Origin of the sequence: Paractinoplanes globisporus DSM 43857 (assembly GCF_000379645.1) — a bacterium.
Taxonomy (GTDB): Bacteria; Actinomycetota; Actinomycetes; order Mycobacteriales; family Micromonosporaceae; genus Actinoplanes; species Actinoplanes globisporus.
Genome location: NZ_KB903303.1, coordinates 136,586 through 162,164, shown reverse-complemented (window position 1 = coordinate 162,164; position 25,579 = coordinate 136,586). Strand labels below are relative to the sequence as shown.

Annotated in this window: 22 protein-coding genes; 8 read left to right on the top strand and 14 right to left on the bottom strand. The window is 70.0% G+C overall.

Annotated elements, in window-relative coordinates:
- Positions 1–23: 23 nt before the first annotated feature.
- The 3 genes from A3CQ_RS0118010 (at position 24) to A3CQ_RS0118000 (ending at position 3,709) form a co-directional block, all read left to right on the top strand.
- Positions 24–578 (top strand): hypothetical protein, encoded by a 555-nt coding sequence (locus A3CQ_RS0118010; protein WP_020512343.1) that lies wholly within the window; start codon positions 24–26, stop codon positions 576–578.
- A gap of 215 nt (positions 579–793) precedes the next feature.
- The gene (locus tag A3CQ_RS0118005) at positions 794–2,563 is read left to right on the top strand and encodes a galactose-binding domain-containing protein (RefSeq protein ID WP_020512342.1); all 1,770 of its coding nucleotides are present in this window, start codon (positions 794–796) and stop codon (positions 2,561–2,563) included.
- 99 nt (positions 2,564–2,662) lie between these two features.
- A complete protein-coding gene (locus A3CQ_RS0118000; RefSeq protein ID WP_040432547.1) occupies positions 2,663–3,709 on the top strand; it encodes a LacI family DNA-binding transcriptional regulator in 1,047 nt (348 codons plus the stop codon).
- On the opposite strand, the gene A3CQ_RS0117995 is transcribed toward A3CQ_RS0118000, so the two are convergent.
- The gene (locus tag A3CQ_RS0117995; RefSeq protein WP_020512340.1) at positions 3,690–4,007 is read right to left on the bottom strand and encodes a CU044_2847 family protein; all 318 of its coding nucleotides are present in this window, start codon (positions 4,005–4,007) and stop codon (positions 3,690–3,692) included. The genes A3CQ_RS0118000 and A3CQ_RS0117995 overlap by 20 nt on opposite strands.
- A 409-nt stretch (positions 4,008–4,416) precedes the next feature.
- Here A3CQ_RS0117995 and A3CQ_RS0117990 point away from each other — a divergent pair, with 409 nt between their 5' ends.
- Positions 4,417–5,358 carry a hypothetical protein gene (locus tag A3CQ_RS0117990; protein WP_020512339.1) on the top strand — a complete coding sequence of 314 codons (942 nt, stop codon included), beginning with the start codon at positions 4,417–4,419 and terminating at the stop codon, positions 5,356–5,358.
- Here the strand turns inward: A3CQ_RS0117990 and dinB are convergent.
- Positions 5,355–6,539 (bottom strand): DNA polymerase IV, encoded by a 1,185-nt coding sequence (dinB, locus tag A3CQ_RS0117985; RefSeq protein ID WP_020512338.1) that lies wholly within the window; start codon positions 6,537–6,539, stop codon positions 5,355–5,357. The two genes, A3CQ_RS0117990 and dinB, sit on opposite strands and share 4 nt — an antisense overlap.
- Positions 6,540–6,702: 163 nt before the next feature.
- Here dinB and A3CQ_RS0117980 point away from each other — a divergent pair, with 163 nt between their 5' ends.
- A complete protein-coding gene (locus tag A3CQ_RS0117980) occupies positions 6,703–8,658 on the top strand; it encodes a S53 family peptidase (RefSeq protein ID WP_245577256.1) in 1,956 nt (651 codons plus the stop codon).
- Between the two features lie 149 nt (positions 8,659–8,807).
- Entirely contained in the window at positions 8,808–9,203 is a 396-nt protein-coding gene (locus tag A3CQ_RS0117975) for an Hsp20/alpha crystallin family protein (RefSeq protein WP_020512336.1), read from the top strand.
- Positions 9,204–9,245: 42 nt separating this feature from the next.
- Here A3CQ_RS0117975 and A3CQ_RS57525 read toward each other — a convergent pair whose 3' ends face one another.
- The 9 genes from A3CQ_RS57525 to A3CQ_RS0117930 all read right to left on the bottom strand — a co-directional run bounded on the left by A3CQ_RS57525 (position 9,246) and on the right by A3CQ_RS0117930 (position 21,877).
- A complete protein-coding gene (locus tag A3CQ_RS57525; RefSeq protein WP_020512335.1) occupies positions 9,246–12,206 on the bottom strand; it encodes an eCIS core domain-containing protein in 2,961 nt (986 codons plus the stop codon).
- 81 nt (positions 12,207–12,287) lie between these two features.
- The gene (locus A3CQ_RS0117965) at positions 12,288–12,911 is read right to left on the bottom strand and encodes a carbohydrate-binding protein (RefSeq protein ID WP_020512334.1); all 624 of its coding nucleotides are present in this window, start codon (positions 12,909–12,911) and stop codon (positions 12,288–12,290) included.
- A 2-nt stretch (positions 12,912–12,913) separates the two neighbouring features.
- Entirely contained in the window at positions 12,914–13,972 is a 1,059-nt protein-coding gene (locus tag A3CQ_RS0117960) for an ABC transporter ATP-binding protein (protein WP_020512333.1), read from the bottom strand.
- Between the two features lie 10 nt (positions 13,973–13,982).
- Positions 13,983–15,071, bottom strand: a complete 1,089-nt coding sequence (locus A3CQ_RS53265) for an ABC transporter ATP-binding protein (protein ID WP_020512332.1) — start codon at positions 15,069–15,071, stop codon at positions 13,983–13,985.
- Positions 15,072–15,097: 26 nt separating this feature from the next.
- On the bottom strand, positions 15,098–16,075 hold the full coding sequence (locus A3CQ_RS0117950; protein ID WP_026205826.1) for an ABC transporter permease: 978 nt from the start codon (positions 16,073–16,075) through the stop codon (positions 15,098–15,100).
- Between the two features lie 110 nt (positions 16,076–16,185).
- Entirely contained in the window at positions 16,186–17,928 is a 1,743-nt protein-coding gene (locus A3CQ_RS0117945) for an ABC transporter substrate-binding protein (RefSeq protein ID WP_020512330.1), read from the bottom strand.
- Positions 17,929–17,960: 32 nt separating this feature from the next.
- On the bottom strand, positions 17,961–18,983 hold the full coding sequence (locus A3CQ_RS0117940; RefSeq protein ID WP_020512329.1) for an ABC transporter permease: 1,023 nt from the start codon (positions 18,981–18,983) through the stop codon (positions 17,961–17,963).
- A gap of 564 nt (positions 18,984–19,547) precedes the next feature.
- Positions 19,548–20,468 (bottom strand): TIGR03619 family F420-dependent LLM class oxidoreductase, encoded by a 921-nt coding sequence (locus tag A3CQ_RS0117935; RefSeq protein WP_020512328.1) that lies wholly within the window; start codon positions 20,466–20,468, stop codon positions 19,548–19,550.
- Positions 20,469–20,473: 5 nt separating this feature from the next.
- Positions 20,474–21,877 carry an Hsp70 family protein gene (locus tag A3CQ_RS0117930; RefSeq protein WP_020512327.1) on the bottom strand — a complete coding sequence of 468 codons (1,404 nt, stop codon included), beginning with the start codon at positions 21,875–21,877 and terminating at the stop codon, positions 20,474–20,476.
- A 149-nt stretch (positions 21,878–22,026) separates the two neighbouring features.
- Between A3CQ_RS0117930 and A3CQ_RS57520 the strand changes: the two genes are divergently transcribed.
- Entirely contained in the window at positions 22,027–22,968 is a 942-nt protein-coding gene (locus A3CQ_RS57520) for a GNAT family N-acetyltransferase (protein ID WP_020512326.1), read from the top strand.
- Here the strand turns inward: A3CQ_RS57520 and A3CQ_RS0117920 are convergent.
- Entirely contained in the window at positions 22,955–23,665 is a 711-nt protein-coding gene (locus tag A3CQ_RS0117920) for a tetratricopeptide repeat protein (RefSeq protein WP_020512325.1), read from the bottom strand. The genes A3CQ_RS57520 and A3CQ_RS0117920 overlap by 14 nt on opposite strands.
- Positions 23,666–23,736: 71 nt before the next feature.
- Between A3CQ_RS0117920 and cobF the strand changes: the two genes are divergently transcribed.
- Positions 23,737–24,501, top strand: coding sequence for a precorrin-6A synthase (deacetylating) (gene cobF / locus A3CQ_RS0117915; protein ID WP_026205824.1), 765 nt, complete (start codon positions 23,737–23,739; stop codon positions 24,499–24,501).
- On the opposite strand, the gene A3CQ_RS0117910 is transcribed toward cobF, so the two are convergent.
- Complete coding sequence (locus A3CQ_RS0117910) at positions 24,470–24,808, bottom strand: Cif family virulence factor (protein WP_020512323.1); 339 nt, start codon at positions 24,806–24,808, stop codon at positions 24,470–24,472. The genes cobF and A3CQ_RS0117910 overlap by 32 nt on opposite strands.
- Positions 24,808–25,509, bottom strand: coding sequence for an SDR family NAD(P)-dependent oxidoreductase (locus A3CQ_RS0117905; protein ID WP_020512322.1), 702 nt, complete (start codon positions 25,507–25,509; stop codon positions 24,808–24,810). Before A3CQ_RS0117905 ends, A3CQ_RS0117910 begins: the two co-directional genes overlap by 1 nt.
- Positions 25,510–25,579 lie beyond the last annotated feature (70 nt).

The window sequence follows — 25,579 nt, the reverse complement described above, 5'->3', positions numbered from 1 at the left end:
ACGACTGGGAGCGGCTCGTCGCGGTGACCGCACTCGCATCGGTGGCCGGGCCGGCGGATCGGCTGCGGCTGCTCGACCGGGTCGATGCCATTTCGCCGGGCGCCGCGTCGACCTGGCCGGTCGGATGGTCGCATCTGGCGGCGGCCGCGATCCGCGGGCTGACCGAGCCGGCCGACGAACGGGAGATCGCCACCCTCGCGGGCGTCATAGGCAGGCCCGAGCCGGCCGTACGCTGGGCCCGGACCGCGGCGGCAGCCCGGCTTAAGGCTATCGGCGGGCCGGCAGCGGAGGCCGCGCTGCGGGGCCGATACCTCAGCCCGCTCGATCCGCCGTGGCGCGACGACTTTCGCACGGCGGACGACCGGCGCACCCGGCAGGCGGCGGGCCGTGCGATCGCTGCCATGGAGGGACCGCGGCTGTACCTCTATTCGTGGAACGCGACGGTTCACGTGTGGCGCGCCTACGTCTGGCTGTTGGGGCACAAGCCGGAGTGGCATCCGCACGACGCCCTGCGCGGGGCGCTCGCCGACGATCCCGATCCTCGGGTGCGGACCCGGGTTCGCCGCCTGATCTCCTGACTCGGCCACGGGTGGCGCCAAGTGTCTTCCAGTTCCGGAACCGACGCGGAGAAGTGTGTCGACCTGCGTCGATCTGGCGGCCAAGATCGGGAAGCGCTTCCCGAGCCGCTAGCAGGCATTGACAGGGGTTGAGACGGCGGTTCAGAGTGTCGGACAGAAGAGCGCTCTCTCAATCCCCGACGGGAGATCGCTCGTCCCCCTCATAGGAGTCGCCCATGACATCCCCAGTCCTGGACGGGCTCGCGACGCGCCGCCGGCGGCCGTCACCGACCCGCTTCCTCGCCTTCAGTGCCGGGTTGGCCGGCCTGCTGGCGACCTTTCTGATCGCGAACTCGCCCAGCGCGTCGGCGGCCGAGGTGGTCGTCTCGCTGGGCAAACCGGCAACGGCCTCGTCGACCGAGGTGGCCGGCGCCTACCTGGCCTCGGAAGCCGTCGACGGGAACAACGGCACGCGGTGGGCCAGCACGTGGTCGGCCGCGCAGTGGTGGCAGGTCGATCTCGGCGCCAGCACCGCGGTGAGCCGGATCGCGATCAACTGGGAGGCCGCGTACGCGAAGGCCTTCACCATTCAGTTCTCGACGGACGGGTCCAACTACTCTCAGGCGTACGCGACGACCACCGGTGGTGGCGGGCAGCAGAGCATCGCCGTTACCGGAAATGCACGGTACGTGCGGATCAACCTGACGCAGCGCGCGCTGGAGGCCTACGGCTATTCCTTCTGGGAGTTCCAGGTGTTCTCCGGCGGCACGACGACCACGCCGCCGACCACCCCGACCACGACCCCGCCGACCTCGGCGGGCGGGGCGAAGCTGCTCTCGTACGCCAAGCCGGCGCGGGCGTCGACGGAGCAGAACGACGCGCAATGCCAGCCGTGCACCGCGGACAAGGCGTTCGACAACGACCCGGCGAGCCGCTGGGCGACGAACCCGACCACCGGCTGGGTCGACCCGGGCTGGATCTACGTCGACCTGGGCGCCACGGCGCAGGTGAGCCAGGTCGTGCTGCAGTGGGACCCGGCCTACGGCAAGGCGTACCAGATCCAGGTCTCCGGCGACGCGGCGAACTGGACGACGATCTACTCGACCACGACGGGTGACGGGTTCAAGGACGTCATCAACGCCACCGGCTCCGGGCGCTACGTGCGGATGTACGGCACGGCGCGCAGCGGGCCGTACGGCTACTCGCTGTGGGAGTTCAGCGTCTACGGCACCGGCGGCAACCCGACGGCGCCGCCCGCGAAGCCGGCCGACCCGACGTTCCCGGCGACCCGGCTGGTCTTCGACGACGAGTTCAACGGCGCGTCCGGCTCCGGCGTGGACACCTCGAAGTGGACGATCGACTCCGGCACCGGCCAGAACGGCGAGCAGGAGTACTACACCAACGGCAACAACGCCGCGATGGACGGACAGGGACATCTGGTGATGACCGCCCGTAAGGAGACGGTGGGCGGCCGTGACTACACGTCACACCGGATGAACACGGGCGGCAAGTTCACGTTCCAGTACGGCCGGGTCGAGGCGCGGATCAAGGTGCCGAAGGGTCAGGGCTTCTGGCCGGCGTTCTGGATGATGGGCGCCGACTTCCTGACCGGGCGACCTTGGCCGTACAACGGCGAGGTCGACATCATGGAGGTGCTCGGCAAGGACACGTTCACCAGTTACTCGACGCTGCACGCGCCGATGTACAACGGTGGCGGCGGGTACGGCTCGCCCTACAAGGCCGCCGGCAACGCCGACCTCTCCGCCGATTTCCACACCTGGGCCGCCGAGTGGGACAGCAAGGGCATCAAGTTCTTCCTCGACAACACCCAGGTCTTCTACGCCAGCCGGGAGACGGTGGAGAACACCAAGGGCGCGTGGATCTACGAGCACCCGTTCTACATCATCCTCAACCTGGCGGTGGGCGGCGACTGGCCGGGCGCCGTCGACGCCACCACGCCGTTCCCGTCCCAGATGCTCGTGGACTACGTCCGCGTCTATCAGTGACGGCCTGACATGACGAGGGGTGCCGCCATGGACGACGGCGGCACCCCGCCCCGTGAGAGCGCTCTCCCCGCGTACCGTTCCGGTGCTATAACAGACCGCATGAATTCCCGGCCCGCCCGCGGCGGCCAACACCCGACGATGGACCAGGTGGCCGAGGCCGCCGGTGTCTCGAGGGCCACGGTCTCCCGCGTGATCAACGGCGCCCCCAGCGTCGACGCCAAGATCCGCGAGATGGTCCAGCGGGCGATCGCCGAGACCGGCTACGTGCCGAACGTCGCGGCCCGCAGCCTGGTCACGCGGCGTTCGAACTCGGTCGCGCTGGTGATCAGCGAGCCGGACCGGCCCGACAACAACTCGTTCCTGAACCGCATCTTCACCGACCCCTACTTCGGGCGGATCACCGCCGGGGCGACCAGTGCGCTACGACCCCACGACATCCATCTGGTCGTCATACCTACCGATTCAACAGACCATCATCAGGTCGTACGGTATTTACGGCAGGGGCATGTCGACGGGGTTCTGCTGATCAGCAGTCACGAGCAGGACACCTTGCCGCGGCAGGTGCACGACCTGGGGATTCCGGCGGTCGTGTCCGCCCGGCCGACCTCGCCCATCGCCGTCAGTTACGTGGATGTCGACCAGCGGCTGGGCGCCCGGCTGGCCGCCGACCATCTGCTCCGCCGCGGATGCGAGCGGCTGGCAACGATCAGCGGGCCGCTGGACATTCCGTCCGGGCTCGACCGTCTCGAAGGATTCCGGGACTACCTGGTGTCACGGGGCTTTGCCGAGGTGCCGACCATCGAGGGCGATTTCACCCGCTCCGGTGGCGAGGCGGCGGCGCGGCAGCTGCTCTCGGCTCATCCCGACATCGACGGCCTCTTCGTCGCCAACGACTTGATGGCCGAGGGGGCTCTGCGGGCGGTCCAGGATCTGGGGCGGCAGGTGCCGTCCGACATCGCCGTGGTCGGGTTCGACGACAGCAGCGCGGCTCTGGACTGCCGGCCGCTGCTCACCACCGTGCGCCAACCGGTCGAGGAGATGGCGGCGGAGATGGCCGAGGTGCTGCTCGCCCACATCGCCACTCCCGGGCGGTTGCCGCGGTCGGTGACCTTTCAGCCGACGCTGGTCATTCGCGAGTCGGCCTGAGCGCGGCCGGGTCCCAGGCCAGGGTCACCTCGAAGTTGCCCTCGGTGGCCGCCTTGGCCACCAGCCAGTTCATGGTGCCGGTCACCTTGACGCCGAACTTGACCTCGACCCGGTCGGGCGACATGTCCTTGACCTGGTCGAGGACGGCCCGGGCGGCGGCCACGGCCGGCTGCAGCGCGTCCCGCACGCGACCCACCACCTCGTCCGACGAGGTAGCCGGGACGAAGCCGTCCACCGGGTCGATCTCGAACGAGACCGCAACATCGTCCACCGCGTACGTGACGACCTGTCCCGCCATAATCACCGTCCTGTTGGATACGGATACGGACACGGGGGTCAGCATATGAGCACCGGACGACTCCCAGGACGGCCTCCCCGGCGGACCGAGTCCCTCCATGCGGTGCCCCCTCCGGCGTAGTCGCACCGCCGCGAACAGTAGCGTGACGCCGCCGCCCGCCCACCACCCGGACCAGGCGCAGCCAGCCCGGCGAATTTGTGTTCGCTGACCGGCAAAGAGGCTCGCCGTGGTCTTCGGCGTCTGCCTGGTTGCGGTGGGTGCGGCCGGTCGCGGCGGCCGATTTGCCGCTGATGCCGGAAACCGGAGAGGGCGAGGCCGGGGGTATCGCCGAGTCGAGGCCAGGGCTGTTTGAGGCGGCATCCCAAGGTCTTGCCCCCGTCGTCCGCGGGAAGGCATCTACTCTCGGGCGATGACCGTTCTGGAGTGGATGCTCGAGAGTGACCCGGCCGTGCGGTGGCAGGTGTTGCGCGATCTCGCCGGCGCACCCGCCGACGTGGTGGCGGCGGAGCGGGCGCGGGTGGCCACCGAGGGGTGGGGTGCTCGGCTGCTGGAGCTGCAGGACCCCGACGGGCAATGGGCCGGCGGGTCGCTGTTCCCGGCGGGGGACGCCGGGCCCGGGCCGGACGGGCAGGCCTGGACGGCGACCGAGCCGACGCTGACGATGCTGCGGCTGTTCGGGGCGGACCCGGCCGACGAGCGGGTGCGGCAGGCGGTGGCGCGGGCCGCCGCGGGCTCGAAATGGGAGTACAACGACGAGCCGATCTTCCACGGCGAGGGCGAGCCCTGCATCAACGGGCGGACGGTCACGCTCGGCGTCTACTTCGGGTACGACGTGAGCGGCATCGTCGAGCGGCTGGTGGGCGGGCAGCTCGCGGACGGCGGGTGGAACTGCGAGGCCGAGTTCGGGTCGGTGCGCTCGTCGTTCGACTCGACGATCAACGTGCTGGAGGGCCTGCTGGCGTACGAGCGGGCGACGGGCACGGCCACCGCCGCCACGGCCGCGCGGCGACGAGGCGAGGAGTACCTGCTCGAGCGCGGCCTGTTCCGGCGGCTCAGCACCGGCGAGGTCGTCAACGAGGGGTATCTGAGCTTCTCGTTCCCGCCACGGTGGCATTACGACGTACTGCGCGGGCTGGAGCACTTCGCGGAAGTCGGCGAGACGCCCGACCCGCGGGTGAAGGAGGCGATCGAGCTGGTCCGCGTCAAGCGCCGGACCGACGGCACCTGGCCGCTGGAGAACACCCATCGCGGCGCCGTGCACTTCCCGCTGGAGGAGGGCGACGGCCACCCGAGCCGGTGGAACACCCTCCGGGCGCTACGGGTGCTGACCTGGTACGACAGCAAGGTCTAGTCGGGGAGTATCGGGACCGAGGGGTTCAGGTCCCGGCCCAGGGTCGCGGCCCGGGTGAGCAGTTTCGAGCCGAAGCGGTCGCGGACCGCGTCCATCGCCACGTCGAGGCGGTCGTCGGACATCTCGTCGAACAGGGACGGCTGGACGTTGCCGTCGCTGTCGAGGTTGCTGACGGCGACGCCGACCAGGGTCAGGCCGCGGGTCTCGATCAGCGGGCGGGCCTCGATCAGCAGGGTGCGGGCGGTCTCGAGGATGGTGCGGGTCTGCATCGTGGCCTTGAGCAGGCTGCGGGAGCGGGTGGCGCGGCCGAAGTCGTCGAAGCGCAGGCGCAGGGTGACCGTGCGGCCCGCGCGGTTGGCGCCGCGCATGCGGCGGGTCACGCGGTCGACCAGGGCGGCGAGGGTGGCATCGATCTCGGCGAACGGGCGGGGGCGGCGGCCGAGGGCGCACTGCGAACCGATCGAGCCGCGTCGGTGGCCGACCCGGACCCGGCGGGGATCCCGGTTGTGCGCGAGCGCGTGCAGGTGGCGGCCGTGGTGGGCGCCGAGCAGGCTGACCAGGGCGGCCTCGCCGACGCGGGCCACATGGCCGACCGTGGTGATCTGGTGGGTGCGGAGCTTTCCCGACGTGACCGGGCCGACGCCCCACAGCCGCTCGACCGGCAGCGGGTGCAGGAACTCGAGTTCCTTGCCGGGCAGCACCTCGAGCAGGCCGTCGGGCTTGCCGACGCCGCTCGCGACCTTGGCCAGGAATTTCGTGCCGGCGATGCCGACCGTGATGGGCAGACCAACCTTTTCCCGTACGTCGGAGCGCAGGCGCGCCGCGATGTCGCGAGCCGGGCCGCGGATCTTGTAGAGACCGGTCACGTCGAGAAAGGCCTCGTCGATCGAGATGCCCTCCACGATCGGCGTCGTGTCGCGGAAGATCTCGAAGACCGCCTTGCTCGCCGAGGCGTACGCGTGCATGCGGGGCGGAACCACGACGGCGCGCGGGCAAAGCGCCCGGGCCTGGGTGAGACCCATGGGTGTGCGGACGCCGCACGCCTTGGCCTCGTAGCTCGCCGCGAGGACCACTCCCATGCCGACCAGCACCGGACGACCGCGCAGCGAGGGGTCGTCGCGCTGCTCGACCGACGCGTAGAAAGCGTCGAGATCGGCATGCAGGATGGTCACGCAGAGCATCTTAGGACATGTGTTCGAATCAGGGAATCTAGCTGCGAAGACATTCATCAAGACAGCAACAAAAGATCGAGGAATTTATCTTCTGAGTATTGAACGAGTGACATCGACCAGCGTTATATGGGGAGGTTCATCCACTTCACTGGCCACTCAACGTGGAGGCAAAGTGATCAGATCCACCATGAGGTCGAAGCTCGCGCTGGCTGTCGCCATCGGCACCGCCGCGGCCTCGGTCCTCGGGGCCGGGTCGGCCACCGCCGCACCTCGCCCCAGCCGGCACGCCCTGCCCGGCAGCCAGCCTCGCTGGCTCGGTAAGGCGCGTGCCACCGGCGGCGCCCCCGCCGCCGCCGACACCATCCAGTTCGGCATTCTGCTCAAGCTGCGCGACTCGGCGTCGGCCGAGGCCACCCTCGCCTCGATCTCCGACCCGGGCAGCGCCGACTACGGCAACTGGCTGACCACCAGCCAGTTCAAATCGCGGTACGCGCCGGCCTCGGCCGACGTCGACGCCGTGCGCTCCTGGCTCAAGGGGCAGGGCTTCGGCCTGCGGGACACGCTCGGCGGCATGTACGTCGAGGCGTCCGGCACCACCGCCCAGGTCAACAAGACCTTCGGCACCACGCTGAAGAACTACTCGTACCAGGGCGTCACGGTGCACGCGAACAGCACCGCGCTCTCCCTGCCCGACGGCACCCCGTCCTCGGTGATCGGCGTCGTCTCCGGCGTCCTCGGCCTCGACCAGGGCCAGGCGCTCAAGTCCCCGGCCGACACGCTCCCCGGCCCCGACACCGGCTTCCGGCCGGGCACCCCGTGCTCCTCGTACCACGGCGAGAAGACCGCGACCGCCCAGCCCGCCGCGAACGGCAAGAAGCAGCCGTACGCGGTCTGCGGTTACGAGCCGAAGCAGTACGAGGCGGCCTACGGCGAGAGCGACCTGCTCAAGCACGGGATCGACGGCCGCGGCTACACGGTCGCCGTGACCGACGCGTTCGCCTCCCCCACCATCGAGCAGGACACGCGGACGTACAACCGCAAGCACGGCCTGCCGGCGTTCTCGCACAACCAGTTCCGCCAGATCACCCCCGGCCCGGACGGCTACAACTCGGTCGAGGAGTGCGGCGGCGCCGGCTGGTACGGCGAGGAGACGCTGGACATCGAGGCCGTGCACTCGATGGCCCCGGGCGCCCGGGTCGTCTACGTGGGCGCCTCGGACTGCCTCAGCGGGCTCGACGAGGCCTGGGCCGCGACGATCGACAGCCACGTCGCCGACATCGTGACCAACTCGTGGGGCAGCGGCGTCGACACCGTGGCCGACCTGGGCCAGGAGGCGATCGACTTCTACCGGCAGTTCTCGCTGGAGGCGGCGATGACCGGTGTCACCGTCGACTTCTCGAGCGGTGACGACGGCGACCAGACCGCGGGCGGCACCACGCCCGAGACCAAGTCGGTCAGCTTCCCGTCCGACCTGCCGTACGTGACCGGGGTCGGCGGCACCAGCGTCGGCATCGACAAGCACAACAACCGGGTGTGGGAGCACGGCTGGCAGACCGCGTACTCGGCGCTGTCGGCCGACGGCAAGTCGTGGGGTGCTCCGGTCTATTCGTCCGGCGGTGGCGGCGGCACGAGCTTCCTGTTCTCGCAGCCGTTCTACCAGCACGGCATCGTTCCGGACTCGATCTCGAAGTACTTCGGATCGACCCGGATGCGTACCGTGCCGGACATCTCGATGCCGGGCGACCCGAACACGGGCTTCCGGGTCGGCCAGACCCAGGTGTTCCCGGACGGGACGTACTACGACGAGTACCGCATCGGCGGCACCAGCCTGTCGTCGCCGCTGCTGGCCGGCATGCAGGCGGTGGCGAGCCAGAAGCAGCACCACGCGGTCGGCTTCGCCAACCCGTCGTACTACCGGAAGGCGGGCTCCGCGGCGATCACCGACATCGTGGCCCCGAAGAGCCCGGTCCTGCAGGTCCGGTCCAACTTCGTGAACACGGTGGACGCGTCCGAGGGCCGGTCGTTCCAGCTCCAGACGATCGACGTGCAGACCACGACGATCCACAGCACGCGCGGTTATGACGCCGAGACCGGCGTCGGCGTGCCGGGGCCGGCGTTCTTCAAGTAACACACCGCAAGTCACTGTGGGGCGGGCCACCTTGGCCCGCCCCACAGGCATGTCCGGGGAATTCCGCGGCGAGAATCTCGGTTGAGGTAGAAAGTTGAGCCCACCCCGCTCAACCCTGAATTTGAGTCATTCCGCTGGAGGAACCACCCATGTTGCTTCGTACCGCGACCGTCCGCGATCTGGACCGGCTCACGGCCCGCGTGTTCGACTCCGCTTCCCGCACCTCCGGCGCGCGCCTCGACGCCTACCGGATCGACGACACGTTCCACATCGACATCGACCTGCCCGGCGTCGACCCGGCCGGGATCGACATCACGGTGGACAACAAGGTCCTGACCGTCCGCGCCGAGCGCAAGCACGTCGAGGGCGACAACGTCCGGTACCTGGTCGCCGAGCGCCCCGTCGGTCCGGTCAGCCGCCAGGTGTTCCTGTCGGACACCCTGGACACCGACCGGCTCGACGCGAAGTACGAGAACGGCGTGCTGACCCTGAGCATTCCGGTCCGCGAGAAGGCGCAGCCCCGCAAGATCGAGGTCGCTGCCTAACTTCCGGAATCATCCAAAAGGCCGAGCGGAAGCTCGGCCTTTTCAGTACGGCTTGAAGAGGTGCCGGCCGTCGGGGAGGAAGATGTGCACGCCCCGCGGGTCGGCGACGAACTGGGTGACGCCGCGGGACACGGCCCGGCGCTGGAACCAGCCCTGGCACAGCGGACACATGTCGCTCGACACCCCGATCGGCCGGTCCGGCGACGCGACGGCCGCCTGCCGCTCGGCGTGCGAGTCCTCGTACCCGCCCTCGACGTTCTTCGGGTCGCGGAAATGCGGATCGCGCTCGTGCCCGGCCTCCATGCCCTCCGTCCGGCTGCGGTCGACGGCGCCGCCCTTGCCCTCGTAGCCGGGGGTGTCCGCCCAGCCGCTCTCGGTCGGCTTGCCGCCCTCCGCGGCGGCCACGGTCTTCTGGCCTCGCCGGCCGGGCAGACTCCGGTACGCCCGTCGGGCCTCCTCCATCGACTCCTGGTACTCCGGGAGGTCCAACACCGACCGGCCGCGGCCCGGCACCGACTGCTCCAGCGCTTCGTCGACCGCGCCCTCCGGCGGCCGGCTCCGCTCGGCAAGCTCGGCGCGGGCACTGACTCCCTGCTCCCCGGCGCGTTTGGCGAGGAGGTCCTGGAACTCGGCCTCGGTGCGGGCACGCGCGGCGACCGCGTACAGCTCGTCCTCGCTGTTCAGGCCGAGCAGGGCCACCGCGTCCTCGCGGGCGAGCCCCTGCGCCTCCGCCCGCTCGAGGAACGCGTCGACGAACTTCCGGCTCGGAGACGCTCGCCCGGCGACCGAGGCCGCCATGTCGTCGAGGTTCCGCTCGAGCACGGTGCCCTCGGCCGTCGTCACGGTGACCTTGGGCGTGCTCGTGTTGAGGTCGTCCACCCGGATGCGGGTGCCACCCGCTTCGGCCTCCACACCCTCCAGGACCGCATCGGCGCCGCGGCCGGCCCGGATCATCCGGACCATTCCCAGCGCGGCGGTGGCGATGCCGATGCCGCTCAGGACGATGTTGAGCGCGCCCATCGCCATCATCGAGTGGGCGGCCTCCTGCTGCTCCGGGTCGAGCACCTCGGAGCCGATGCCGAGGCTGAGCAGCTCGCCCTGCTCGAACTGCTCGAGCCCGGAAACGATGCCGTAGCCGGCCAGCCCGATGTCGAGCGCGATGCCGATCGGCGCGGTCGGCGGGAAGATCGTCAGCAGCAGGGCCGCGATGGTGGCCAGGCCCATGAGCAGGCCGCCGGCCTCGGCGTCGGACTGTGCCTTCGCCACCTCCCGCTGGACCAGCGCCTGCACCTCCGGCGAGGCGAGCGGCAGCAGCTCACGCAGGATCGGGCGAGGGATCAGGTAGTCGAAGCCCGGCTCCCGGGTCTTGGCGGCGAACTCGGCGAAGTTCGCGCGCCGCACCTCGATCGCCTTCTCGATCTCCGCCCGCAGTTGCGCGTCGGTGAGCTTCTGGTCGATCAGGCCGGCCGGCAGCACCTTGAAGCCCTCGTCGCCGAGCTGCTTGAGCAGCGGCTGGAACTGCTGCAGCGCCGCGGCCTCGGCCTGCACGGCGGGATAGCCGGAGAGCGGCTTGTCGCCGAGGTCGGTGGCCGGGCGGGTGGGCATGAACGTGGGCAGCGGGGCCGGCTGGGACTTCTCCGCCTTCAAACCCTTCTGGACCAGGTCGAACGGGCTCGACCCGGGCGGCGCCAGCTCCGGGTGACGGTGGTCGCGGTCGGTCGCGCCGACTATCTCGTGGCAGTACTGGCAGGCGCCGCCGATCTTGTTTTGTGCGACCCGCTCCTCGACCTTGCGGACCTCGCCGGTCGCGTGTGACCGGCGCTCGAGGGCCTCCATCTGGATCGACGCGCGCGGGCCGCTCGCGGCCTGTTTGATCAGGTGTCGTTCCTGTTCGGCGAGGACCTGACGCTTCAGCTCCTCCGGACCGAGCTTGGTACGCAGGTAGTCGCCCCACTGGGCGAGCGAGGTCCGGTTCGCCTCCAGCCGCAGCGCGGTCGCCGTGAGAACCATGCGGCGGAACGCCTGGTAGTCGTCGTCAACCCGCTTGACCTGGGCCTCGACGCCGCGTTTCGCCTCGCGGACCCGCCCGATCGCGGTCTCGCGCTCGGCGAACATGTCGGCGTTCCACGGCACGCCGGCCGCGGGTGGGACGCTGGACGATCCGTACTCCGCCTCCCGGGCGCGCTCGCGGGTGAGCTCCTCCTCCAGCCGGCGGACCTCGGCGTCGAGCGCGTCGGTGAGCTGGTAGACGGCGCTCATGCCGTCCTGCACGACGAGGCCGGTCACGAGGGCGCGCCGACCGGCCTCGTCCGGTGGCACGGTACGGCCGGCGACGTCGACCGGCGCCGGCTGGACGGGTTTCTCCGGTACGGCGAGGACCGTGCCGCCGGCCGGCTCGCGCTGGACCACGCCACCGCCGCCACGCTGCTGGACGACGTGGGCGAGCTCGTGCCCGATGAGGTGCTGGCCGGCCGCGGTGCCCGGCTGGTAGTGGCCGGGGGCGAACACGACGTCGGTCCCGACCGTGAACGCGAGGGCGCCGACGCTCGCGGGCGCGGGGCTGTCCGTGTGCACCCGGACGCCGGAGAGGTCGCTTCCGAGCTGGGGCCCGAACTTCGCCTGGACGGCGGGGTCGAGCGGGGCGCCGCCGGAGCTCAGCGCACCGCCGACGGTGTCACCCGCGGCCCCGCCGAGGGACGCGCCGCCACCGCCCCGGGCGCTGAGCGAGAGGGCGTCGGTGGCGGGGCCGACGAGCGCGTCCGCGGCCCGGTCGGCCTCACGTTCGTACGCGTCGCCGGGCGAACCGGCCGCCGGCTTGGGTTGCAGCGCCCGGGAGATCGCGCCGTTCCCCCGCGCGGAGAGCGGCAGCCCGGCGTGCAGCAAGCGGGAAACCGCGGCATTGCCCAGCGCCGGCAGGGAAATCTCGGCATCATGGACTCGCGTCGCGGCCCGGTCCTCGCCCGCGGCGTTCTGCGGCTCGGTGTCCCGTTGTCTTTCCAGCATGATGGCGGCTCCCCGTCAGCCTGCCATCCACCATGCAACACCGATGCCAATCGCGACAGACCGTACGGGCAGTCAAAGGTGTCAATGCCCGAACTGCAGCCAGTTGATGTTGACGAACTCGTCGCCGCCGTCCTTGGCGAAGGTCAGGAAGACGGTGTGGACGCCGGTCACCGGCGTGAGCGTGACCTCGTCCGTGCGCCAGGTCTGCCAGCCACCCGTGCGGGTCACCCGCATCGTGCCGATCGGCGTCGCGTCGGGCGTGTCGAGGCGTACGTCCATCCGGCCGTCGTCGGACTCCGAGGCCACCCGCACGTCCACCTTGGTCGCCGGCACCGGGCCGAAGTCGATGTCGTCGAAGCGCAGCGAGTCCCCGTTGGCGATCCAGCCGACGTTCTGCCCGCCGCCCTCGTCCTCGGTGTCCTGGGTCTGGATGCCGTTGAGGGCGTCGGCCGTCTCGGCCTGCAGCTTCCGGTAGACGGTCGGGGACGGCGGCGGCGTGGTGGTGGCCGGCGCGACCGAGGGTGACTGCGGCGCCGACGCGGACGGTAGCGGCGCCGCCGCGGGCGCCGGCGTGTCCTGCCAGCGCCCAATGCCGTAACCGACCAGCACCAGGCACAGCGCCGCCAGCGCGTACAGGACGCGCTGGCGGTTGCGGAAAGCCCGGGTGCGGTAGACGGACGGACTCGGCGGCGAGGGTGCGACCAAGATCAGACCACTTCGGCGACGATCGACTCGACCGGGGGCTCGGCGAAGTGGCAGGCCACCGTCTGGTCGGGGGCCTTCTCCTCGAGGACCGGGTCGTTCGTGGCGCAGATGTCCTGCGCCTTCCAGCATCGCGTGCGGAAGCGGCAGCCCGACGGCGGGTCGACCGGGCTGGGCACGTCGCCCACCAGCCGGATCCGCTGCTTCGGCGGCACGCCACGGACCACGGCGATGTCCGGCACGGCGGAGAGCAGGGCCTGCGTGTACGGGTGCTGCGGCTTCTCGTAGAGCGCGTCGCGGGGCGCCTCCTCGACCACGCGGCCGAGGTACATGACCGCGACCCGGTCGCAGAAGTGCCGGACGACGCCGAGGTCGTGGGCGATGAAGACGAACGCGATGCCGAGCTCGGACCGCAGGTTCTCCAGGAGGTTCATGACCTGGGCCTGGATCGACACGTCGAGCGCGGAGACCGGCTCGTCGGCCACGATGATCTTGGGTCGGGCCGCGAGCGCGCGGGCGATGCCGATGCGCTGCCGCTGACCGCCGGAGAACTCGTGCGGGTACCGGTTGTAGTGCTCGGGGTTGAGACCGACCACCTCGAGCAGTTCCTGCACGCGCTTCAGCTCGCCGCTCTTGGGCACCATGCCGTGCGTGCGCAGCGCGGTGCCGACGATCGTGCCGACCGTGTGCCGCGGGTTCAGCGACGAGTACGGGTCCTGGAAGATCAGCTGGATCTCCCGGCGGTACGGCCGCAGCTGCCGCTCGGACATGTGGGCGATGTCGACGCCCTGATACTTGATCTTGCCAGCGGTCGGCTCGAGCAGCCGGGTGATCAGCCGGGCCGTGGTGGACTTGCCACAGCCGGACTCGCCGACCAGGCCCAGCGTCTCGCCGGACTGCACGGTGAGGCTCACGCCGTCCACGGCCTGCACCCACTTGGTGCCGCGGGCCAGGAGGCCGTCGCCCTTCGTCCGGAAGTGCATCTTCACGTCGTCGAGCTCGAGGAGGGGTGCGCCCTCCATCGAGCGGACGCCGGACTTGGCGGTGGTGGTAGCAGCGGTCATCGCAATGGTCCTAAGGCAGCCGGGTCAGGACTTCGGTCTCGAACACCTTGTCGGGTTCCTTCAGGTGACACCGGGAGGTGCGTCCCAGATCCGCGGTCCGCGGGATCAGCTCGGGCTTGAGGGTCGCGCACAGGTCGCCGCCCACCCGGTCGCGGTACTCGCAGCGCGGGTGGAAGGCGCAGCCGCTCGGCATGGCGAGCAGGCTCGGCGGGGAGCCGGGGATCGGGTGCAGCGCGCCCGGCGTGCCGGACACCGCCGGGATGCTCTCCAGCAGGCCCCACGTGTACGGGTGCAGCGGCGTGCCCAGGATCTTCTCGACCGGGCCGTGCTCGACCGCGCTGCCCCCGTACATCACCAGGATGTCGTCGGCGATCTCGGCGACCACGCCGAGGTCGTGGGTGATGAAGACGACCGCCGATCCGAAGTCGCGCTGCAGGTCGGCGATGAGGTCGAGGATCTGCGCCTGCACGGTCACGTCGAGGGCCGTGGTCGGCTCGTCGGCGATCAGCAGTTTCGGGTCGTTCACCAGCGCCATCGCGATCATCGCGCGCTGCCGCATGCCGCCCGAGAACTCGTGCGGGTACTGCTCGACGCGGCGCGACGGGTTGGGGATGCCGACCCGGCCGAGCATGTCGACCGCACGCGCCTTGGCCGCACGCTTGCTCACGTTGTGGTGCGCCCGGTACGACTCCATGATCTGGTCGCCGATCGTGAAGAACGGGTGCAGCGAGGACTGCGGGTCCTGGAAGATCATCGCGGCATCGGCGCCGCGGTAGCTCATCAGGTCCTTCTCCGACATGCCGACGACCTCCTTGCCGCCGACCTTGATCGACCCGGAGATCCAGGTCGACTTGCGGTCGTGCAGGCCGAGGATGGCCATGCTGGAGACGCTCTTGCCGGAGCCGGACTCGCCGACGATCGCCAGCGTGCGCCGCAGCGGCAGGGAGTAGCTCAGGCCCTGGACCGCCTGCACCCTGCCGTCCGCCGTGGGGAACTGCACGTGCAGGTCGTTGACCTCCAGGTACGCCTCCTCGCCCTCGCTGCGGGTGCGGGGGGTACGGGTGACGGTCTGGGGAGCCCGGACAGTCTGATCGGTCATGTTGCCGCCTTGCGTCGTGGGGTCGCTCATCCGAGCCGTACCCGGGGGTCGAGGACCGTGTACAGAATGTCCACCACCAGGTTCATGACCACCAGGACCGTGGCGCCGACGATCACACCGCCCATCAGCACCGGCAGGTCGTACTGGTTGAACGCGTTGAGGATCCGCAGGCCGAGCCCCGGCAACTGGAAGATACGCTCGGTGAAGATCGTGTTGACCAGCTGGTAGGCGACGTCGACGCCGAAGATGGTGATGACCGGGGTCATGGCCGCGCGCAGGCCGTGCCGGTAGACCACCCGCCGTTCGGAGATGCCCTTGGACCGGGCGGTACGGGTGAAGTCCTGGCCCAGCGCCTCGATCATGGAGGCGCGGGAGTACCGGGTGTACGAGGCCGAGTTGGTCAGGCCGAGACAGAGCCAGGCCGCGAGCAGGCCGGCCGCCCAGGAGACCGGATTGCTGAAGAACGGGACGTACTGCGACTTCGGCAGGAACGTGGCGTACAACGCGATGATCAAGGCGACCACGAAGTACGGGATCGAGCCGATCACCAGCGAGGAGCCGACCGCGACGCGGTCGAGAGTCGTCCCTCGGACACGGGCCGCGATGGTGCCGATCAACACGCCGAAGCACAGGTAGATCGTGGCGCCGCCGATGACGATCGACAGGGTCACCGGGACGGCCTTCGCGAGCAGGTCGGTGACCGGCACGCCGAGAACGTACGAGTAACCCAGGCAGGGCGCGTCGCAGTGCCGGGTGACGCCGCCGGAGGTGTAGTCACGGCCGACGACGATGCCCTTGAAGTAGAGGACGATCTGTTCGACCGGGGGCTGGTCGAGGTTGAGGCTCTTGGTGATGTCGTTCAGCCGCTCCGGGGTGCACCTCGGGCCGCAGATGACGCCGGCCGGGTCGGTCGGCGCGACGAAGAACAGCATGAAGCTGACCACCACTGTGACTATCACGACCGAGATCGCGCTGATCACGCGTCGCAAAATGTAGAACAGCACGGCGGGCACCTCTGGAGATGTAGAAGATCGACGCAGGGGGAACTGATGTAGGTGTCACCGGTGGCCCGGCCGCCGAAGCGGCCGAGCCACCGGGACAAGCGACCCTGAGGTCAGCTCTTCAGGTACATCTCCGGGAAGAACGGCATACCCATGGTGGCGTCACCGACGGCGCCGCCGATGTTGGTGCCGGCCACGGTCGCCATCTTGGTGTAGTACCACGGCAGGGCGACGTACATGCCCATGAGCTCCTGGTCCAGCGGAGCCCACTTGCTGGTCGCCTGGTCGGACGGCAGCAGCGCGACGTCGTCGATCTTCTTGTCGATCGCGGCGTCCGACAGGAAGCCCCAGCTGATGCCATCGGCGATCGAGTGGGTCTGGAACAGCACCGGGAGCCACGACGAGCCGGTCGGCCAGTCGGAGCACCAACCGCGCGGGCCCTGAGCCAGGTTCACCGGCGCGCTGTAGTCCGAGATCTTGGCGCGGAGGTCGGCCGTGGCCACACCGATCGCCTTGACCTTGAAGCCCGCCTTGGTCAGGGAGTCGGCGCGGATGTTGGAGACCTGCTGCGCCACCGGCTTGGTGTTGTCGTAGTACCAGCTGACCTCGAAGCCGAGCTTGCCGGCGTCGGTGAGCAGCTTCTTCGCGCCGTCCGGGTCACCGGCACCGGTGCCGGTCAGGTCCGGGTACGGGGTGTACTTGGTGTACCCGGGGACACCCGGCGGCATGAACGTGCTGGCCGGCTCGGCGGTCTTGTCGTTGTTGCCGTTCGCCTTCGAGATCGCGTCCCAGTTGATCGCCTTGGCGATCGCCTTACGGACGTTGATGTCCGGGATCTTGCGGGTGTCGATGTTCAGGACGTAGGTGCAGGGGCTCTCGCCAGTGATCAGCTGCTTGGCCTTGTCGCCGGTCAGCTGCGGGATCAGCGACGCGTCGACGTCCTGGTACTGCAGCGAGTTGGCGTCGTCACCGGCGCTGTTGAGCACCTTCTGCTGGGTCGAGACGAGCTCGCCGCCCCACTTGAAGGTCCACGTGTCCGCGTACGCGTGGCGAACCGGGTCGGTGTTGGGGTCCCAGTTCGGGTTCTTCTTCAGCGTCAGCGAGGTGCCGGCGACGTACTGGTCGAACATGTACGGGCCGGTCGACAGCGGGTGGTTCTTGTAGTCCTGCTTGTTGTCCTTCGCCTTCGGGATCGGCGTGAACATCGGGAACGTCATGTAGAACGGCAGGTCCGAGAACGGCTTCGCGAGGTGGATGATCAGTGTGTCGGTGCCCTGGGTCTCCACACCGGCGTAGGTGTCGCCGTCGGCGTACGGGCCCTTGTACTTGTCGCCGTCCTTGAAGTAGCCCATCTGGTAGGTCGGGCCGTTCGGGAAGACGTCGTGCGCGAAGGAGCGCTTGATCGCGTACGCGAGGTCGTCGACCTTGACGTCCGTGCCGTCCTCGTACTTGTACTGGCCGGTCATCTTGAACGTCCAGGTCAGCTTGTCCGACGAGACCGTACCGAGGTCGGTGAGGTCCGGGACGAGCACCGGCTGACCGTCCCGGATCGCGTACTGCGTCGGGGTGCGGAAGGTCAGCTTCTCGATCTCGTTCGAGTCGGTGTAGTACGTGTCGGTCGGGTCGAACGTCGACGGCGTGCTCTCGGCCGTGATGATGATGTTGCCGCCCTTGTGCACGCCGGGCGCCTCGGGCGCCGGACCCTTCGCGTTCGGGTCGGTCGCGCTCTTCTGGGCCGTGATCTTGCTGTTGTCGGCCTTACCGGTGTCATTCTTGGACGACGGGCTGCCGCAGCCCGACAGCCCGAGGGCCACGGCGGCTGTCGCCGCCACGGCCACCTTGAAGCGCCTTGCCATTTCTCCTCTTTCTTTACAGGGCGTCGACGGGGTCACCGTCGGGTGCGGGGATCGAAAGCGTCTCGGATGGAGTCACCGAGGAGGCTCAGCGCCAGCACCAGGATGCTGATCGCCAGGACGGGCAGCCACAGGTAGAGCGGGTCGGCCCGGTAGTAGGTCGTCGCGTTGGCGATCGTGAGCCCCCACGACGGGGTCGGCTCGACCAGGCCCACACCGAGGAAGGTCAGACCCGCCTCGGCGACGATGTAGGTCGGCAGAGCCAACGAGGTGGAGATGATGATCGGCGCCACCAGGTTGGGCAGCAGCTCTTTGAACAAGACCTTGCGGGTGGGCACGCCCAGCACCTTGGCGGCGGCGATGAACTCGCGCTCGCGCAGGGAGAGGACCTCGCCCCGGATGAGCCGGGCCAGGGGGGCCCAGCCGAAGAAGGAGAGCACGAGGATGAGCGAGACGAACCGGGCTTTCGTGACCTCGCTGGTGTCGGCGGTCGACGCGTCGTCGGAGAAGAGCGTGAGGATCACGGCCGGGACGGCGATCGCGAACAGCAGGTAGGGCAGGCTCAGGACGAAGTCGATGATCCAGGAGATCACCCGGTCGACCCAGCCGCCGATGAAACCGGAAAGCAGACCCATCACCACGCCGACGAAGGCGGTGATCAACGTGACCGAGACGGCCACGATCAGTGACGGCCGGGCGCCGTAGACGAACCGGGCGAACAGGTCACGGCCCAGCCGCGGCTCGATGCCGAACCAGTGGTCCGAGGTGGCGCCGATGGTCGGGAAGCCGTACTCGTCGAGCAGGTCCTGGTGGAGGGTGGTGGTGTCCTGGCCCTCGAGCTTCGTGAGCAGCGGCGCGAAGATCGCGATCGCCAGGAAGAACAGGAAGATGGTCAGGCAGATCATCGCCAGCTTGTCCTTGCGGAGGCGGGCAAGGGCGATCTGCGTCGGCGACTTGTGCCGGGTGTCCACCTTCTTCACGGAGCCGGTGGGCGCGGTCATCGCGTCGAGCGGGGCGCCGGTACGGTCCAGTGCCGCCTCTTCGATCAGCGGTTCCACGCTCAATCACCTCCATCGAACGACACACCTCGCATGCGTCGTGCGTGAGAGGTATTCGGGTGCTGCGGTTGGGAAGGTAGTCCGGAACTCGCTCGTAGGAAATGAGTTGACGCATCGAATGAATAACGGCCCGCTGAAAGTCGCGCGTCGGTCAGGTGTCGTGGAGTGCGCTCCCACCAGGGCATGAACGGGTACTTGAGCCAACAAATCACCCATCTTGACGATCAAGACTGAGTGTTATGTCCGAAATCACAACTCAAAGGGCAATCGTACTGTTGCGCAAAGTCATCGAAGTCCCGTTCCCGTGATCAGGACTCGCTGTTTCGCCGGGGTTTCGCCGACATGTCGATCTTGGAGACCCGCGACCGTGGGATCCTGCGGTGTTGAGCGCTCTCTCCGGGAAGATCTACGGCGGATCGGCGCGACGGGTCTCGGATCGACGGTGGGACGGCCCGCCGAGGCACGGTTCTGTGTTGATCACCGTTACTCCATGAAGTCGCCGGGCGCGCCATTCCGATTACGAATCGGCTGCCATTCCCGGCCATTCCGCGACTTCGACGCGCGTCATCCCGACGTAGAGATGTCGGCCGGTGCCAGGGCGTTGATGATCTCCTCGGCCCGCTCCCCGGCCGCGACCGGGTCGGCGTCCGGGCCGCCGATGAGGGGATCCCAGTTCAGGTCGTAGAAGAGCTCGGTCACGCCGGCCTCCGCGTAGGCCTGGGCGCCGCCGCGGATCTGCTCCCAGTCGCCGGAGAGCGGCATCCGGTCGTCCCGCTCGCCGGCCAGCACGGTTCCGCGCACCACGATCCGCACCCGGTCGGGGTCGCGGCCGGACTCCTCGGCGGCCCGCCGCACGATCTGCACGCCGCGCGCGACCTGCTCCAACGTCGTACGGCTGCTGGTGACCCAGCCGGACGCCACCCGCCCGGCCCGCCGCAACGCCGCGTCCGCGAGGCCGCCGAGCAGCACCGGCGGGCCGCCCGGCTGCACCGGCCGGGGCGCCATCGTGCTCGGCGGCACGCGGTAGAGCTCGCCGGAGAACGAGGCCACCTCGTCGTTCCAGAGCGTGTGCAGCGCGGCGAGGTACTCCTCCACCCGCCGGCCGCGCGGCTCCGGCACCGAGCCGGTCGCCTCGAACTCGGGCTCCGACCAGCCGGTGCCCAGGCCCAGGTCGTGCCGGCCGCCGGAGAGCACGTCGAGGGTGGCGGCCTGCTTGGCGAGCACCGCCGGCGACACGTACGGAATGTTGATCACGGAGACGCCGAGCCGGACGCGTGAGGTGAGCGCCGCCGCGTAACCGAGCGCCACCATCGGGTCGAGCACGCTCTGGTAGACCGGATCCATCGGCTGCCCCTCGCCCACCAGCAGCCGTTGGAACGACCACAGACCGTGATAGCCGAGCTCCTCGGCGCGGGTTGCGAAGTGGGCGAGCGAAGCGGGCGTCGCCCAGGCGCCGGATACCGGCAGACCACAGCTGATGAGCATGGTCGTCAGCCTAAAGCGGCGTACTCCCCGACCAGAATCTCGCCCAGCTCGGCGAGGCGGTCGTCGGGCGCCGCGGCCTGGATCGCGGCGACGAAGGCGAGGTAGGCCGCCCGCAGGCCCGGCCGGGTGCGGTGGTTCGCCGCGGCCAGCAGCCGGTGACTGGCGTCGGCGACCGGGCGGTAGTCGGCCGGCGTCTCGGCCGGCACCACCGGCAACAGGTCGGGCGGGCCCGCGGCCTCGGCGTCGGGCGCGGCCGGGCTCGGGTCGGCCATCTCGGCCCGCAGCCGCAGGTTGGCCCCGAGCAGGCCGGGACGCGTGCCCTCGAAGGTCTGCGCCGGCTCGAACTCGCGGGCGATCAGCCCGGCGCCGCGCGCGTTCAGCTCGCCCGGGTCGAGGTCGGCGCGGATGTCGCCGGGGCCGAGGCCGAAGTACCCGGCCAGGCGGGCCCGCACCGAGGGGATCCGGGTCGACGCGCCCGCCAGCACCACCTGGTCGACGCCGCCGCGCCCGATGCCGTGCTCGGCCTCGGCCGCGGCCAGCGCCGCCGTGAGGTGGCCCAGCGACTTGGTCACGTCCGGCTCGATCATCGCCTCGAACGCCCGCCGGGACAGCGGCACGCTCGCGCTCACCGTGGCGGTCAGCAGCGGCAGCTCGAGCTCGGTGGTCTCGGCCGTGGACAGCTCCCGCTTGCGCCGCTCGGCCTCCCGGCGGATCCGGGTGCGCACGTTCTCGTCCTGGCTCAGGTCGACGTGGTGCCGCTCCCGGATCTGGCGCAGGGCGAAGCCCACCATGTGCTCGTCGAAGTCGTCGCCGCCCAGCCGCGGGTCGCCGGCCGCGCCGAGCACCGCCACCCCCTCCGGCCCGATCCGCACGATCGCCGTGTCGAAGGTTCCGCCGCCGAGGTCGTAGATCGCGTACGTGCGCTCGCGGTCGTCGGGGCCGAGCGCGGCCGCGGCCGCCACCGGGTCGTCGAGCAGCCGCCGCACGTTGAGCTGGGCCAGACCGGCCGCCTCCCGGATCGCGCGGCGCTGCGGCTCGGCGGCCGAGCCCGAGACAGTGATGACCGCGTCATGCACGGGGGTGCCGAGGAACGCCTCGGCCTGCCGTTTCAGCTCGATCAGCAGGAACGCGCAGATCTCGGGCGGGCGGTACTGCCGGCCGCGCAGCCGCAGGCGCTCGTCGGAGCCGAGGTCGCGCTTGATCCCGGCGATCACGGGCTGCGCGTCGCCCTCGGGCGCCAGGCCGACGACGATCTGACCGGCCGGGTTCTGCGTGACGACGGACCGCATCGGGCCGGGAATGACCACCAGCTGGACACCGTCCCAGACGGCCATCGTGCACGACGTCGTGCCGAGGTCGACCCCGATGACCGGGTGATATGAGGGAGACGTTTCGCTCTGCTCGGTCAAGGCCGCCCCCTGTGACCAGCTGTGTGCCGGTGAAATTACACCGGTCGGCCAGGCGACAGAACTCACGCCGATCGATCCGTCGGATGTCCGACGAAGACTGGACAGGTGCGTCTCGCCCGCGGCGGCCGGACGTGAAAGAGTTCACGTCCATGGGGGTTGAGCTGATCGATCTGACGGCGGCCGAGCTCGAGGCCCGCCGGGCCCGGATGGCCGAGGAGTTCGCCCACGACATCGTGCTGAACTTCGGGGTCGCGCCCGAGGTCGCGCTGCAGCAGTCCGCCCAGCAGCTCGAGGCCGGCCTGCCCGACGGGGTGGCCACCGAGGGGCAGCTGTTCTGGAAGGGCACCGACGGCGGCGAGGACGTCGGCCTCCTCTGGATCTCGCTGCCCGGCACGGTCTACCCGGACATGGCCTGGATCTCCGAGATCGAGGTCGCCGCGGACCGGCGCGGCCGGGGGTACGGCGGCCAGATGATCACGGCCGGCGAGGACGAGATGCGCGCCCGCGGCGTCTCCCGGATCGGCCTGCACGTCTTCGGGCACAACCACGGCGCCCGCCGCCTCTACCTCCGGCTCGGCTACCGGATCCTCTCCCAGGTGCGCGACCGGCCGCTCAGCCCCGACCTGGGCGACGCGAGCGGCGAGCTCGCGCTGGTGCCGATGACCCAGCAGGCGTACGAGGATCACGTCGCCGACCTGGCCGCGCGGGACCCCTTCCTGCTGGTCCGCGACCCGTCCGTCACCACCGAGCGGGCGCTGCTGGCGGCGGCCCGGCTCGCGCCCGCCGGGATAGCCACCGAGGGCACCCTGCTGTACGACGCCCACGTCGACGGGCGCGAGGTCGGCTGGCTCTGGCTCGCACTGCCCAACCCCGGGCGCCCCACCACCGGCCTGGTCATCCATCTCGAGGTCGACCCGGCCGAGCGCCGCCGCGGTCACGGCCGCCGGATGATCGCCGCCGCCGAGGAGGAGCTGGCCCGGCAGGGCGTACCCCGGATCGGCCTGTCGATACCGGGCCGCGCCGACGCGCTGGCCTTCGCCGACTCGCTGAACATGACCCTCGCGTCGCAGCAGATGGTCAAAGACCTTTAGACGCCTCCTCGAGCGCCCGCTCGGCCCACCCGATCCGCAGCTCGCTCAGGCCTACCGAGCGGGCCTGGTTGACCGCCTCCTGCAGCAGGCGCACGGCCTCGGCGCGGTTGCCGGCGGCCAGCTCGGCCTCGCCCAGCGCGAGCGTGCCGGTGGCGACCCGGCGCGGATCGCCGTACCGCTCCCGCAGGACCTGTGACATCCGCAGGTGGCGCAGGCCCTGGACCGGGTCGCCGACCGCGTAGACGTAGTAGAAGCCGAGATGGCGGTGCACCTCGGAGCGCACCAGCTCGTCCGCGTACCGCTCGGCCAGGGTCAGCGCCTCGCGGTAGAACGGCAGCGCGGTCGCCCAGTCGCCGCGCAGCACCTGGTGCACCAGCCCCAGCCCGAACAGCGACTCGGCGGCCCCGCCCGGGTCGTCGGCCTCACGCTGGATGGCCAGCGCCTGCTGGAAGAGGCGCTCCTCGGCGGCCCAGTCGGCCCGGGACAGGTCGCCGTTGAGCGCCTCGTAGTGCAGCAGCATGCCGAGCCGGGTCAGCGCGGCGGCCTCGTCGATCCGGTCCCGGGTCTGCCGGGCCCGCTGCAGGGCGGCCTCCAGCAGTTGCTGGGCGTGCAGGTAGTCACCGGTACGGAACGCGGCCTCGGACAACGCCTCGCTCCCCGCGGCGAGCAGTGCCCCGGCGGTTGGCTCGCTCCCCATGCCATCGACGTTACTGAAACTCCCCCAGGCCACGCGTCGGCGTCCCAGAAATGGGGCTAACCTCCACCTTCGTGCGGAAGATCTACGTAATCGGAATCGGCGCCGGCGACCCGGACCATCTCACCCTGCAGGCCGCGAAGGCGATCGGGCGTACCGACGTGTTCTTCATCCTCGACAAGGGCGAGGTGAAGGAGAGCATGATCGAGCTCCGGCGGCGGCTCATGAAGGCGTACGGGCGGCCCAGCCGGCGCATCGCCGAGGGGCGCGATCCCGAGCGCGACCGCACGCCGGCCGACTACGAGGGCACGATCGCCGACTGGCGCAGCCGGCGCTCGGCGGTCACCGAGGCGCTGATCAGCGAGCACCTGCTCGACGACGAGACCGGATCGTTCCTGGTCTGGGGGGATCCGTCACTCTACGACTCGACGATCGCCATCCTCGACGAGATCCTCATCAGAGGCCAGACCCTTTTCGAGTACGAGGTGATCCCCGGCATCAGCAGCATTTCCGCCTTGGCGGCGAAGCACCGGATCGGGCTGAACCGGGTCGGGCAGCCGTTCGAGGTGACCACCGGACGGCGTCTCGCCGAGGGCTGGCCGGAGGGGGTGGACGACGTGGTCGTCATGCTCGACGCGCAGCGGGCCTTCGCCGCCCACCCCGAGGCGTACATCTATTGGGGTGCCTATGTCGGAACCGAGGACGAGATCCTGCGCGAGGGCCGGGTCTCCGAGGTCGCGGACGACATCTCGAAGACCCGGGCCGAGGCGCGCGAGCGGCACGGCTGGATCATGGACACGTACCTGCTCAGACGCGACGGCTCACCTGATAGTGAGTGATCAGGCCGCCGACCAGCACGACGGTCAGGTTGAGCTCGACCGGGTCCCGGTCGGTGAAGTGGAAGTCGGCCTCGATCCAGCCCACCGTCACGCCGCCGGCCAGCCGCTTCTCGTGCAGGATCCGGTAGTCGACGGTCATCCCGAGCGGCTGCGAGTCGTAGTACGCCGCCACACCGGCCGGACCCACCACGTACGGGTGCAGGCCCTGGAAGATCGCGTCCTCGGTGAAGAGGGCGGCCACCTCGGCCGGCTCGTGTCGCGCGATGCCCCGCTGCCAGGCGTCCAGAACGCTCTTCAGGTCGCTCATCAGTGACCCGCGCTCTGGCCGCCGTCGACGTGCAGGATCTCGCCGGTGACGAACGGCGCGTTCTCCAGGAAGAGGATCGCGTCGGTGATGTCGCCGGTGTCGCCCATGTGGCCGACCGGGTGCAGCGAGGCCATGAACTCGTGGGTCTCGGCCGCGTGCATCGGGGTGCGGATGATGCCGGGCGACACCGCGTTGAAGCGGACGCCGCGGGTCGCGTACTCGATGGCGAGGGCCTTGGTGGCGGCGTTGAGGCCGCCCTTGGTCAGCGAGGCGAGGCCGGACGGCACGTTGGAAATGGCGTGGTCGGTGAGGCTCGTGGTGATCGTCACCACGTGGCCGCCGCCCTGCTCGAGCATGGCCGCGACGGCCGGCTGGGTGACCGCGACGAAGCCGCGCAGATTGAGCCCGGTGATCGCGTCGAAGTCCTCGCCGGTGTACTCGGTGAACGGCTTCGCGATGAAGATGCCGGCGTTGTTGACCAGCGTGTCGACCCGGCCGAACTCGGCCTTCGCGGCCTGGATCACGCGCGCCGCGACGGCCGGGTCGGCGAGGTCGCCCGGCACCGCGAGCACGCCGGGATCGTCCGACGGCTTGATCGAGCGTGAGGTGGCGACGACGTTCCAGCCGAGCTTGCGGTAGGCGGCGACAGTAGCGGCGCCGATGCCCTGCGAGGCTCCGGTGACGACGGCGACTTTGGACATTTTCTGCTCCTTTGATCGACGACCTGAGCAGAAGAATCCGCAGCCGCCAGGCGGTTGACACGTCTCCTTT